Origin of the sequence: Micromonospora sp. NPDC051925 (assembly GCF_044548625.1) — a bacterium.
Lineage (GTDB): Bacteria > Actinomycetota > Actinomycetes > Mycobacteriales > Micromonosporaceae > Micromonospora.
Genome location: NZ_JBIUCH010000003.1, coordinates 229,011 through 242,012, shown reverse-complemented (window position 1 = coordinate 242,012; position 13,002 = coordinate 229,011). Strand labels below are relative to the sequence as shown.

The 13,002-nt window shown below is 69.7% G+C and carries 10 protein-coding genes; 8 read left to right on the top strand and 2 right to left on the bottom strand.

Annotation, left to right across the window (positions count from 1 at the left end):
* The first annotated feature begins 152 nt into the window (after positions 1–152).
* The 8 genes from ACIG87_RS05700 to ACIG87_RS05665 all read left to right on the top strand — a co-directional run bounded on the left by ACIG87_RS05700 (position 153) and on the right by ACIG87_RS05665 (position 9,890).
* Entirely contained in the window at positions 153–1,421 is a 1,269-nt protein-coding gene (locus tag ACIG87_RS05700) for a PspC domain-containing protein (RefSeq protein WP_396848534.1), read from the top strand.
* Between the two features lies 1 nt (position 1,422).
* A complete protein-coding gene (locus ACIG87_RS05695) occupies positions 1,423–2,109 on the top strand; it encodes a response regulator (protein ID WP_396848532.1) in 687 nt (228 codons plus the stop codon).
* Positions 2,110–2,278: 169 nt separating this feature from the next.
* Positions 2,279–3,478: a thioester domain-containing protein gene (locus ACIG87_RS05690; protein WP_396848531.1), complete on the top strand. Its 1,200-nt coding sequence runs from the start codon at positions 2,279–2,281 to the stop codon at positions 3,476–3,478.
* Between the two features lie 664 nt (positions 3,479–4,142).
* Positions 4,143–5,786 carry an ABC transporter substrate-binding protein gene (locus ACIG87_RS05685; protein ID WP_396848529.1) on the top strand — a complete coding sequence of 548 codons (1,644 nt, stop codon included), beginning with the start codon at positions 4,143–4,145 and terminating at the stop codon, positions 5,784–5,786.
* Between the two features lie 147 nt (positions 5,787–5,933).
* Positions 5,934–6,860, top strand: coding sequence for an ABC transporter permease (locus ACIG87_RS05680; protein ID WP_396848527.1), 927 nt, complete (start codon positions 5,934–5,936; stop codon positions 6,858–6,860).
* Positions 6,853–7,830, top strand: coding sequence for an ABC transporter permease (locus tag ACIG87_RS05675; protein ID WP_396848526.1), 978 nt, complete (start codon positions 6,853–6,855; stop codon positions 7,828–7,830). Before ACIG87_RS05680 ends, ACIG87_RS05675 begins: the two co-directional genes overlap by 8 nt.
* 10 nt (positions 7,831–7,840) lie before the next feature.
* Positions 7,841–8,884: an ABC transporter ATP-binding protein gene (locus ACIG87_RS05670; protein WP_396848524.1), complete on the top strand. Its 1,044-nt coding sequence runs from the start codon at positions 7,841–7,843 to the stop codon at positions 8,882–8,884.
* Positions 8,877–9,890, top strand: a complete 1,014-nt coding sequence (locus ACIG87_RS05665; protein WP_396848522.1) for an ABC transporter ATP-binding protein — start codon at positions 8,877–8,879, stop codon at positions 9,888–9,890. The genes ACIG87_RS05670 and ACIG87_RS05665 overlap by 8 nt, the downstream gene beginning before the upstream one ends.
* Before the next feature lie 242 nt (positions 9,891–10,132).
* Here the strand turns inward: ACIG87_RS05665 and ACIG87_RS05660 are convergent, their stop codons facing one another.
* Both ACIG87_RS05660 and ACIG87_RS05655 read right to left on the bottom strand, forming a co-directional pair.
* Positions 10,133–10,501 (bottom strand): chorismate mutase, encoded by a 369-nt coding sequence (locus tag ACIG87_RS05660; protein WP_396848520.1) that lies wholly within the window; start codon positions 10,499–10,501, stop codon positions 10,133–10,135.
* A 273-nt stretch (positions 10,502–10,774) separates the two neighbouring features.
* Positions 10,775–12,625 carry a bifunctional metallophosphatase/5'-nucleotidase gene (locus tag ACIG87_RS05655; RefSeq protein WP_396848518.1) on the bottom strand — a complete coding sequence of 617 codons (1,851 nt, stop codon included), beginning with the start codon at positions 12,623–12,625 and terminating at the stop codon, positions 10,775–10,777.
* Between the last annotated feature and the right edge of the window lie 377 nt (positions 12,626–13,002).

Below are 13,002 nucleotides of genomic sequence, written 5' to 3'. Positions count from 1 at the left end.
CGTCGTCGGGCCGAGCTGCCTCCGGAACCGACCCTGACCCCACCCTGAGATCCCGGCGGGCGGATGTCGGGGGCGTCCCCGTGGTCGGGACTGTCCCTCACGTGTGACGATCGGAGCGGCACCGTACTCCAGGTGACCGCTCGCCACCCACCGTGACCAGGGAGCCTCCGATCAGCGTCGTGACCCCGCCGCCGCCCCGCCTCTACCGGGCGCCCGAGCACCGGCTGGCCGCCGGTGTGGCCGCCGGCATCGCCGACCACCTCGGCATCTCGGTGCTGCGGGTACGCGTCGCGTTCATGGTGCTGCTCGGGCTCAGTGGTCTGGGGCTGCTGCTGTATGCGGCGTTCTGGGCGGTGGTGCCGTTGCGGCCGGGTGACACCGCCACGCCGCCCCGGCGTGACCCCGGGCAGCTGTTGCCGTTCGTGGCGATCGGGCTCGGTGTGCTGCTGGTCCAGGTGATGGTCTTCGACTCGGTCGGCGCGGCGGGCACCGCCGGCTGGCTGGTGGCGATCATCGCGGTCGGCGCCGGAGTGATCTGGCACCAGTCCGCGCCGGAGCGCCGCCGGCAGTGGGGTGGGTCGATGCCGGTGCCGTGGCTCGGCGCGGTGGTGGAGGAGAGCGACCGGCGGGCCTTCCTGCTCCGCTTCGCCGGCGGCGCGCTGCTGGTCGCCGTCGGCATCATCGGGGTGGCGGCGGTCTACTCCCCGGTGCAGAACCTCGACGCGGTGATCAACGGCGTGATCTTCGCTTTGGTCGGGCTGGCCGGCGTCGGGGTGGTGGCCGCCCCGGTGCTGTGGCGCACGTGGAACCAGCTCCGCGCGGAACGCGAGGGGCGCATCCGCGAGCAGGAGCGCGCCGAGCTGGCCGCCATGGTGCACGACCAGGTGCTGCACACCCTCGCCCTGATCCAGCGCAACGCCAGCGACGTCAAGACGGTGCAGCGACTCGCCCGGGGCCAGGAGCGGTCGTTGCGCAACTGGCTCTACAAGCCCACCGCCTCACCGACCGAGCGGTTCGCGGCGGCGCTGGAGCAGGCTGCCGCAGAGGTGGAGGACACCTTCGCGATCACCGTCGAGGCGGTGGTGGTGGGTGACCGGGAGACCGACGAACGGGTGGGTGCGCTGGTGGCGGCGGCCCGGGAGGCGCTGGTCAACGCGGCCCGCCACGCCGGGGTGCAGACGGTGTCGCTCTACGCCGAGGTCGAGCCGGAGCAGGTGAGCGTCTTCGTCCGGGACCGGGGGAAGGGCTTCGACCCGGATACCGTAGAGGATCACCGGCACGGCGTCCGAGGATCGATCATCGGACGGATGAAGCGGCACGGTGGCCGGGCGGAGATCCGTTCCGAGCCCGGGGAGGGGACGGAGGTCCGGTTGATGCTGTCGATCACCGGCACCGGCTCCACAGCGGAAAGGGACAGCTGAGATGGCGGAGCAGCAGATGGAGCCGGTGCCCGGCGCGCAGGACCGGGTGGAGCGGTTGCGGGTCTTCCTCGTCGACGACCACGCGATGTTCCGGGCCGGAGTACGGGCCGAGTTGGGCTCGCACGTCGAGGTGGTGGGGGAGGCGAGCACGGTGGCCGAGGCGGTCGCCCGAATCGCCGCGACCGGGCCGGACGTGGTGCTGCTCGACGTCCACATGCCCGATGGTGGTGGCCGGGCGGTGCTGGACGCGATGCGCCGTAGCCACCCGCAGGTGAAGTTCCTGGCCCTGAGCGTGTCCGACGCAGCCGAGGACGTGATCGGGCTGATCCGGGCCGGTGCCCGTGGCTACGTCACCAAGACCATCTCCCCGGGTGAGTTGACCGACGCGATCCGCCGGGTCGCCGACGGTGACGCCGTGTTCAGTCCCCGGCTGGCCGGTTTCGTGCTGGACGCCTTCGCGGCCCGTCCGGACGCCCCGGTCGCCGACCCCGAACTGGACCAGCTCACCAACCGGGAGCGCGAGGTGCTACGCCTGCTCGCCCGGGGGTACGCGTACAAGGAGATCGCCAAGGAGCTGTTCATCTCGATCAAGACGGTCGAGACGCACGTGTCGAACGTGCTGCGCAAGCTCCAGATGTCCAACCGGTACGAGTTGTCCCGCTGGGCGGCGGACCGGCGACTCGTCTGACACCACTCATTCCGGGAGCATCGCCCCAGGGGCTGACAAGAGATCAATTCGTGTCGCATAATGCCCCGTCGCCTTCACGCGAGCGGGTGGTGTCACGACCCCGCGGGACGGCGACGCACGCAGGCCCGCCGGGAGCGGGCCTACCCCTGGGGAGAGGTGCACGGAACTGATGTTCGGAGAACGAGGACGACGCTGGGCGGGGCTCGCCGCGGCGCTCGTCACCGGTGGCGCGCTGGTGCTCGCCGCAGCCGGTCCGGCCGCTGCCGAGACGGTCACGAAGGGTGTGGCGCGGGCGGTGCCGGACACCCGCGTCACGTTGAAGCTGGACGGCCGGGCGCAGCAGACCTCGGCGCTGGCCCTGGAGCTGAAGGACGGCACCGTGCCGGTCTTCTGCATCGACTTCCACACCCCGGTGGCCCGTAACGGCGAGTACGCCGAGGGCACCTGGGGCCAGTCGGAGGTGAAGAACCTCGGCAAGGTGCAGTGGGTGCTCACCCACGGCTACCCCAACGCCGACCGGGCGAAGCTGCTCGCCGCGGCCGGGGCCACCCTGCCCGGCGGGCTGCCCGACTCCCGGCGCGACACGCTGCTCTACTTCGGCACCCAGACCGCCGTCTGGCACTTCAGCGACGGCATCGTCCTGGGCGACTGGGAGCGTGGGTTGACGGCCGCCGCCGAGTACGACGTGATCCGGCGGGTCCACGACTACCTGGTGAAGAACGCCACCGACCAGCCGGAGCCGAAGGCCGAGCTGAGCCTCGACCCGGCGTCCGCCACCGCGACCACCGGCGGTCGGGCCGGACCGTTCACCGTGCACGGGCCGGCCGGGGAGATCGCGGTGAAGGTCGACGGTGGGACCGCCGTCGACGCCGAGGGCCGTCCGGTCGGCACGACCACCAACGGCGGCCGGTTCTGGCTGACCGCCACCGCCGCCGGCCGGGTCACCGTGACCGTCTCCGCCCAGGACTCGGTCTCCTTCGGTCGGGTCTTCCTCTTCTCCGGCGGCAAGAACGCGAAGCAGAAGCTGATCCTGGGTGGGAGCACCGGGACCTCGGTCACCGCCGCCGCGGCGGCGAGTTTCGCCGCCGCCCCCGCGTCGCCGTCGCCGTCGGTCTCGCCGTCGGTCTCGCCGTCCGGGTCGCCGTCACCGTCAACAGACTCGCCGTCACCGTCGCCGTCCGCCCCGGCGGAGTCCTCGTCGCCGCCGGTCAGCCCGGCGCCGTCGACCTCGCCGGCCAGCAGCGGCGGCGGACTGCCGCTGACCGGATCGCCGATCGCGATGGCCGCCCTGGCCGGGCTGGCGTTGCTCGCCTTCGGCGCGGTGGCCGTGCTGCTGGTCCGCCGTCGCAAGGTCCGCTTCACCGTCTGACGAACGGGATACTCCGGCCCCGGCACCCGATGGTGCCGGGGCCGGCCCGTCTCCGGACGCCGGGCCGGGTCTTCGTCGACCTCTGGTGGTCCGATCGGTGGTGCGAGCTGGATGTCGTCGGCCGCCCGGCTGGGACTTTTCTCCGCCCGGACGAACAGGCCATCATCCGGATGGGCAAAATCGGCCAACGCTCGGTGGACGTCCGCCACGCGTCGACCGGGCGGCGGGGAAGCTCACACCGCTCACTGCGCGGTCGCGACCTGGCCGAGCTGACTTGCTGTCTTTCCTGCTCAGAGCGGTACGACCGGGGCAACTCATGATCTTTTCTCAAGTATCGGCTACGCGGCACCCGACTAACGGCTTGATAACGGCACCTTCACGTAATGGGCCAGTGGGTGTCACAGTTGCAGCACCTCACCCTCGAAGCGAGGCGCTCCGCACGTCCCGCCTGCCACGAAACCGCTGCTGAGCACGCGCGTGGCCGTCGAGCCTGCGTGGCGTCGAGCGCGGGAGGTGGGGTGGCCCGGCGGATCGGTCCCCCTGGGGTGTCCCGATTTCTCTGCGGTAAACCGATGACCTGCGACAACGAGGTCGTCGGCGGTGTCACCCCCACACGTGCGTGAAACCCACGACGGAACTGGTTAGAAAGAGGAGGCCCCTCGGAATGAGAGTCTCGAACCGGGCAACCGGCGCCATCGCGGTCGGCATGGCCGCCGCGCTGGTCGTCAGCGGTTGCTCCAGCAGTGACGGCGGCGGCGAGAGCGACTCCGCCGCGACCGCGGACGGTGCGATCACCATCCACGGCGTCCAGCCGCAGAACCCGCTGGTTCCGGCGAACACCACCGAGACCGGTGGCGGCAAGATCATTGACGACCTGTGGACCGGCCTGGTCGAGTACCCGAACGACGGTAGCGCCCCGCGCAACGCGCTGGCCGAGTCCATCGAGACCAAGGACTCCAAGGTCTTCACCATCAAGATCAAGAAGGGTACCAAGTTCCACGACGGTACCGAGGTGAAGGCGGAGAGCTTCGTCAAGGCCTGGAACTGGGCCGCCTACAGCCCGAACGGTGCGGCGAACGGCAGCTTCTTCGCCGACATCGCCGGCTACGACCAGGTCACCTCGGTGGACCCGGACGACGACGGCCCGAAGAAGGCCCCGGAGCCGGCTGCCAAGGAGATGTCCGGCCTGAAGGTCGTCGACGACCAGACCTTCGAGGTCACCCTGTCCGCGCCGACCGCGGTCTTCCCGACCAAGCTCGGCTACAGCGCCTTCATGCCGCTGCCGGACGTGTTCTTCACCCAGAAGCCGGAAGAGTTCGGCAAGAAGCCGATCGCCAACGGCCCGGTGAAGTTCGTTTCCTGGGAAGACAACGTCTCGATCAAGCTGACGCGTTTCGACGACTACAACCTGCGCGACAAGGTCAAGGTCAAGGACGTCAACGTCAAGCTGTACCAGGACGAGAACGCCGCCTACGCGGACCTGCTCTCGGGCAACCTGGACTTCCTGGAGTCGATCCCCACCTCGGCGCTGGCCGGCGAGAAGTACAAGGCCGACCTGGGCGCCCGGGCCCTGAGCACGGTCACCCCGACGACCGCGTTCATCGCGTTCCCGATCTACGACAAGCGCTTCCAGGACCCGAAGCTGCGTCGCGCCGTCTCCCTGGCGATCAACCGGCAGGACATCTCGGACAAGATCTTCTTCGGCACCCGCAAGCCGGCCGACAGCTGGGCCAACCCGCTCACCCCGGGCGCCCCGGCCGGCAACTGCACCTCCTGCAAGTTCGACGCCGCCCAGGCGAAGCAGCTGCTGACCGAGGCCGGCGGCTTCACCGGTGAGATGGTCTTCTACTACAACGCCGACTCCAGCCACAAGGACTGGATGGAGGCCGTTGCCCAGCAGGTCAAGACCAACCTCGGCATCGAGGCTCGGGCCGAGGGCATCCCGACCTTCGCGGTGTTCCGCCAGAACATCGACGCCCACTCGATGAAGGGCCCGTACCGGGCTGCCTGGCAGCAGGACTACCCGGACATCGAGAACTGGGTGAACCCGCTCTTCGTCAAGGGTGGCTCCTCCAACGACGGCCTCTACAACAACCCCGAGGTCGACGCCGGCGCCAAGGCCGCCAGTGGCGCGCCGAGCCTGGAGGCCTCGCACCAGCAGTTCGCCGAGGTCCTCAAGAAGGTCGACGCTGACGTCCCGACCATCCCGATCTACTTCTACGGCCAGCAGTCCGGCCACTCGGAGAAGATCAAGAAGATCGAGCTGAACAACGTCGGTGAGCTGGACCTCTCCTCGGTCGAGCTCTGATCCGTTCGCGCTGACCCCGGGTCGGGCTCGCCACATCCGGCGGGCCCGACTCGGGGCAGTTCCGCGAGAAGATGTCACCACATCCGCCTCGCACGTTGTCACCCCGTGTCGGCCGTCCGACGCGCCCCCTGTCTGGAGGACCACCCCATGGGCCGCTATCTCTTGAGACGGCTGCTCCAACTCGTGCCGGTGTTCATCGGCACCACTTTCCTGATCTACGCGCTCGTCTGGGCCGTGCCGGGTGACCCGTTCGCGGGCAAGTGCGGCGAGCGGAGATGCCCGCAGAACTACATCGACTTCATGACGGCCAAGTACCACCTCGACGAGAACGTCTTCGTCCAGTACGCGATCTACATGCAGAACCTCCTCAAGGGCGACTTCGGGCAGACGTTCAGCGGCCAGTCGATCAACGACATCATCGCGACGGCGTACCCCAACACGCTGAAGCTCGCCCTGGTGGCGCTGGTCATCGAGGCGGGCATCGGCCTCACCGCGGGCGTGCTCACCGGCCTGCGTCGCAACGGTTTCCTGGACAACCTGGTGCTGGTCTCCACGCTGTTCCTGATCGCGCTGCCGGTCTTCGTGGTCGGCTTCGTGCTGCAGTGGCTCTTCGGCGTGCAGTGGGGCATCGTCAAGCCGACCGTCTCCAGTGACATGCTGCTTTCCGAGCTGATCATCCCCGGCTTCGTGCTGGGCAGCGCATCGACGGCGTACATCGCCCGGGTGGCGCGGACGAGCATCGCCGAGAACCGGCGGGCCGACTACGTGCGCACCGCGATCGCCAAGGGTCTGCCGATGCGCCGGGTGGTCGGGGTGCACCTGCTGCGTAACTCGCTGATCCCGGTGGTCACCCTCCTCGGCACCGACCTCGGTGCCCTGATGGGCGGTGCGATCGTCACCGAGGGCATCTTCGGCATCAACGGCATCGGCCGGCAGGTCTACCGGTCGATCGTCACCAAGGAGAGCGCTACCGTTGTCTCCATCGTGGTGGTGCTGGTGCTGGTCTACCTGCTGATGAACCTGCTGGTCGACCTGCTCTACGCCGCCCTGGACCCGAGGATCCGCTATGAGTGACCCCTCCACCGCCTCGATCGTCAGTACCCCGCGCCCCGAGCAGCCGGGCCAGATCGGTGCCCCCGCCGACGCCGGTCTGCCGGAGAGCGCCCGCAAGGAGAAGCCCCGCGGTCTGCTCGGCGACGCCTGGCGCGACCTGCGCCGCAAGCCGCTGTTCTGGATCCCCGCCTTCTTCATCGTGGTGTTCATCGTGATGGCGGCCTTCCCGTCACTGTTCAGCACCGGCGACGCGGTGAACGGCAACCTCACCAACAGCCTGGGCAAGCCGTCGTCGACCGCCTGGTTCGGCTACGACGTGCAGGGCCGCGACGTCTACGCCCGGGTCATCTACGGGGCCCGCGCCTCCATCGTGGTGGCGCTGTTGTCCGTGATCGGCACGCTGTTCTTCGGTGGCCTGATGGGTGTCGTCTCCGGCTACCGCGGCGGCTGGGTGGACGCGCTGCTCTCCCGGATCGCCGACGTCTTCTTCGGCCTGCCGTTCGTGCTCGGTGCGATCGTCATCCTGACCACGTTCAACGGGTCCGGGACGAGCAACAGCAAGTGGAAGATCATGGGCCTGGTCATCGCCTCGCTGGTGCTGCTGAGCTGGCCGGTCGTGATGCGGCTGATGCGCTCCTCGGTGCTGTCCACCAAGGAAGCCGACTACATCATGGCGGCTCGCGCGCTGGGCGCGGGGACCGGGCGGATCATCCTCAAGCACCTGCTGCCGAACTGCCTGGCTCCGCTGCTGGTGTACGGGACGATCATGGTCGGCTCCTTCATCGGCGCCGAGGCGACGCTCTCCTTCCTGGGCGTCGGCCTGAAGAGCCCGGTCGTGTCCTGGGGCATCATGATCAGTGAGGCGCAGAACTACATCCGAGTCGCGCCCAACCTGCTCTTCTTCCCCTCCGCGTTCCTCGTCACCGCCGTGCTGAGCTTCGTCATGCTCGGCGAGGCCGTCCGCGAGGCCCTCGACCCGAAGCTCCGATAGGGGAACTGAGTTGTCCGAGATTCTCGTTTCCGAGCAGTCCGCGCCCGGCGCCGACGGATCCGGCCCCCCCTCGGGTCGGCTGCTCGAGGTCGACGACCTGCGGGTGGAGTTCCGTACCCGGGACGGCGTCGCCAAGGTCATCAACGGAGTCACGTACCACGTCGACGCGGGGGAGACCCTCGCCGTGCTCGGCGAGTCCGGCTCCGGCAAGAGCGTCACCGCGCAGACCATCATGGGCATCCTGGACACGCCGCCCGGCTTCGTCACCGGCGGAAAGGTCCGCTTCCACGGCAAGGACATGCTCACCATGTCCGCCGAGGAGCGCCGTCGCATCCGTGGCGAGGGCATCGCGATGATCTTCCAGGACTCGCTCTCCGCGTTGAATCCGGTCTTCACCGTCGGGTTCCAGATCGCCGAGCAGTTCCGGGTCCGACGCGGGATGAGCCGCGCGGACGCCAAGAAGCGCGCGATCGAGATGCTCGACCAGGTCAAGATCCCGAACGCCAAGGGCCGGTTCAGCAACTTCCCGCACCAGTTCTCCGGCGGTATGCGGCAGCGCGCGATGATCGCGATGTCGCTGGCGCTGGACCCGGAGGTGCTGATCGCGGACGAGCCGACCACCGCGCTGGACGTGACCGTGCAGGCCCAGATCATGGACCTGCTCGGCGAACTCCAGCGGGAGCGCCGGATGGGCATGGTCCTGATCACCCACGACCTCGGCGTGGTCGCCGACGTCGCGGACCGGATCGCGGTCATGTACGCCGGCCGGATCGTCGAGGAAGCCGACGTCCACGACCTGTACGCCAAGCCGGGGCACCCGTACACCCACGGTCTGCTCAACTCGATCCCCCGGATGGACGAGAAGGGGCAGCAGCTCCGGACCATCAAGGGCCTCCCGCCGAACCTGATGAACATCCCGCCGGGCTGCCCGTTCAACCCGCGTTGCCCGATGGCGCAGCCGGTGTGCCGCGAGGAGCTCCCCCCGTTGCTGCAGATCGGCACCGGCCGGGCCAGCGCCTGCCACTTCGCCGAGGAGCTGGTGAACCGTGACTGAGCACATCATCGAAGTCCGTGACCTGGTCAAGCACTATCCGGTCACCCGGGGCATCGTCCTCAAGAAGACCATCGGTCAGGTCAAGGCGGTCGACGGCGTCTCGTTCGACCTGAGGGCCGGCGAGACGCTGGGCGTGGTCGGCGAGTCGGGCTGTGGCAAGTCGACGCTGAGCCGGGTCCTGATGAACCTGGAGAAGCCGACCGCCGGCACGGTGCACTACAAGGGCCAGGACATCTCCAAGCTCTCCGGTGGCGCGCTGCGGCGGCTGCGCCGGCAGATCCAGCTGGTGATGCAGGATCCGTACACCTCGCTGAACCCGCGGATGACGGTCGGTGACCTGATCGGTGAGCCGTTCGAGATCCACCCGGAGGTGGCGCCGAAGGGCAGCCGCCGGGACAAGGTCAAGGAACTGCTCGACCTGGTGGGCCTCAACCCGGAGCACATCCACCGGTACCCGCACCAGTTCTCCGGCGGCCAGCGGCAGCGCATCGGCATCGCCCGCGCGCTCGCCCTGCGTCCCGAGGTGATCGTCTGCGACGAGCCGGTCTCCGCCCTGGACGTCTCGATCCAGGCACAGGTGATGAACCTGCTGGAGCAGCTCCAGAGCGAGCTGGGCCTGTCGTACGTCTTCATCGCCCACGACCTGTCGGTGGTGCGGCACCTCTCCGACCGGGTCGCGGTGATGTACCTCGGCAAGATCGTGGAGATCGGCACCGAGGACGAGATCTACGAGCGGCCGACCCACCCGTACACCCAGGCGCTGCTGTCGGCGGTGCCGGTGCCGGACCCGACGCTGCGGGACAACAAGGCGATCATCCGGCTCACCGGTGACGTGCCCTCCCCGATCAGCCCGCCGTCGGGCTGTCGGTTCCGTACCCGGTGCTGGAAGGCGCAGGACGTCTGCGCCGAGCAGCCACCGTTGCTGGAGATCCGGTCCGGCTCGGACCACCCGAGCGCCTGCCACTTCGCCGAGAAGCGGGAGATCGTCGCCACCCACGAGGTGTGAGACACCCGGACCGCCTGCCACCGTCAGCCCGACGGCGGCAGGCGGTCCGTCGTTTCCGGCCGGTCCGCCGCCCCCGCTGGCTGGCCTGACCGCTGGCTGGTCCGGCCCGCTGGTGTCCCCTGACCGTTGGCCGGCCTGGCCGTGCTGGCCTGCCCGCGCCGTGGCCCTGGCCGGTGCTGGCTGGCCTGCCCGCGTCGTGGCTCTGGCCGTGCTGTCGGCCCCGCCTGCGCCGTGGTGCGTGGTTACAGCGGCCCGCGTCCGGCCCGCAGCAGCAGCAGCGCCAGTTGGGTGCCGTCGGCCCCCAACTCCCGGCGGAACCGTTCCAGGATCTCCCGCTCCCGGGAGAGCACCAGCCGGGTGCCTCCGGAGGCCATCCGGGTCACCCCGACCTCCTGGGAGAGCGCCGCGCGCTCCTGCCAGAGCGCGATGAGGGTGCGGTCGATCTCGTCGATCCGTTCCCTGATCGCCACGATCCGCTCGGCCGCCGCCGTGTCACCGGTGCCGGTACGGGCAGCAGCGGCTCCGGTCGGGTCGGCCCCCGTCGGGTCGGCCTCGGCCGGGTCGTCATGCTGCGCGAGGCCATCGCTGGACTCCACCACGTCAGTCATCATCGTCGTACCCCTCGGGTCTCGGGCCCGGTGTTCGGATCCCGGGACGAAAAAGCCCCGGGCTCTCCGAGCCCGGGGCTTTCGTAGGTCCTGTCGATCAGGCGCGACCCACGGCAGCCGGACTCCCGGTGCCGTAGCAAAAGTAGGAACGCCGATCGATCACGCCATCGAGTATGCCGACCGGGGGCCGGTCCGCGCAAGCAGACCCGGCTACCGGGCCGGAGGGGCCCCTTCCCACCGCACGCAGGTGCGATGACCAGGGCCCCTCCGACCCGGTCAGCCGAGGCGGGTGATGCGGTCGGCCGCGGTCGGGGCAACCGGTTCCCCGGCGCCCAGGTACGCCACCAGGGCGTCCACGTCGAAGCCGGGTGCCGTGGTCCGGCCGGTGCCGGCCGACAGTTCGGTGAACCCGTCCCCACCGTTGGCGAGGAAGTCGTTCGTGGTGACCCGGTAGCTGGCCGCCGGGTCGATCGGGGTGCCGTTGAGGGTCAGTGCGCTGACCCGCGAGCCGGCCGGCGCGGTGCTGTCGTACGAGTAGGTCAACCCGGCCGACGGCTGGAGGATGCGCTGGGCGGTCTGCCCGTTGAAGCCGACGAACTGCTGCTCCAGCACGTTCTTGAGCTGCGCGCCGGTGAACGTCTGGGTGACCACCAGGTTGTTGAACGGCTGCACGGTGAACGCCTCGCCGTAGGTCACCTCGCCCGGGGCCTCACCACCGGCCGCGGCCCCGTACGACAGGGAGGCCCGGACGCCACCGGGGTTCATCAGCGCGAGCTGCGCCCCGTCGCCCTTCGTGTACGCCAGCTGCGCGTCGGCGATCACGTCACCCATCGGGCTCTCCCCGTTGGGCTTGGCGTCCCGGACGATGTCCGCGCTGATCTTCCCGACCACCCGGTTGGCGATCGGGGCGACGGCCGTCCGGTACTTGTCGGCCAGCGCCTTCGCGCCCGCGTCGACCAGGGCCGGGTTCTTGGCGAACACGCCGCCGGTCTGCTGCCAGCTGCCGTCGGCGTTGCGTACGCCGTTCTCCACGATCACGTTCTTCGCGGTGATGCCGGTGAACCGGCCGGTACGGCGGTCCAGCGAGTAGTCGATGTCGGTGACCAACTGGCCGTTGTTGCCGGCGCTGGTGACCACGCTCGGCTTGCCCGAGGAGTTCGGCAGCGAGCAGGAGTAGAAGCGGTGGGTGTGCCCGGAGACCACCACGCCGAACTCCGGCCGCAGGCCCTTCACGATGTCCACGATCGGGCCGGAGAAGTTGGCACAGTCGGAGACACCCGGGGTGGTCGGTGGCGCGGACTGCGTGCCACCCTCGTGCACCAGGAGGACCATCGCCTTGACACCGAAGAGCTTGAGCAGGCCGCCCCACTTGTTGGCGGTCTGGACCTCGTCGGCGAAGGTGACGTCCTTGATGCCGGCCGGGTTGACGATGCCCGGGGTGCCCTCCAGGGTGACCCCGACGAAGCCGACCGGCACGCCGCCGACGAACTTGACGTCGATCGGGGGCAGGATCGGCAGCTTGGTCTTCTTGTTGATGGTGTTGGCGGCGAGGTAGGTGAACTTCGCGCCCTTGAAGCCGTCGCCGTCCTGGCAGCCGTCGACCGGGTGACAGCCACCCTTGTCGATCCGGAGCAGCTCGTTGACGCCCTCGTCGAACTCGTGGTTGCCGACCGAGCTGATGTCCAGGCCGACCTGGTTCATCAGCTCGATGGTGGGCTCGTCGTGGAACGCGGCGCTGACCAGCGGGGAGGCCCCGATCAGGTCACCCGCGCCGACGGTGGTGGTGACCCGACCCTCGGCCTTCGCCTCGGTGCGCAGCTTCTTCAGCCAGGTGGCGAGGTACTCCACCCCACCGGCCGGGGTGCCGTTGACGGTGGCGCCACTGCCGCCGGGCGGGTCGATCGCGCCGTGGAAGTCGTTGTAACTGAGGAACTGGCCCTTGACCTCGCCGCCCGTCGCGATGGCGTACGAGACGGCGACCGGGGCGAGGCCGGCCCCGGGGGCGGCGTCGACCGGCTGCGTGGTGGCGCGGCTGGTGATGGGCAGGCTGGCCACGACGGCCAAGGCGAGGGCCGGCGCGGCGAGGTGACGCAGCACGGCCCGACCGCGCGAGCGCGGTTGACTCATGGTTGTTCTCCCAAGTCGTCTACGGGGGAGCAGGCGGGGATTTCCCGGGTCATCGTCGCGCCTCGGGGACGAAGACGCCAGGGGCGACACCGTGACAGCTTCGTCTCAGTCCTGCCCGGCACCGCGCCAACCCCACGCCCGGTGTGGACCGCCCGCGCCCGGTGCCGACTGGCATGCCCGGCCTCCGATGCCCCGGCCCTGGCCCGTGTCCCCGCCTTGGCTCGGCACCCGCCCCGCCTTGCCCGTGCTGTGGTCTTGGCCCGTGCCTCGCCCGTGCCTCGCGCCCGTGCCTCGCCCGTGCCTCGCGCCCGTGCCTCGCCCGTGCCTCGCGCCCGTGCCTCGCCCGTGCCTCGCGCCCGTGCCTCGCCCGTGCCTCG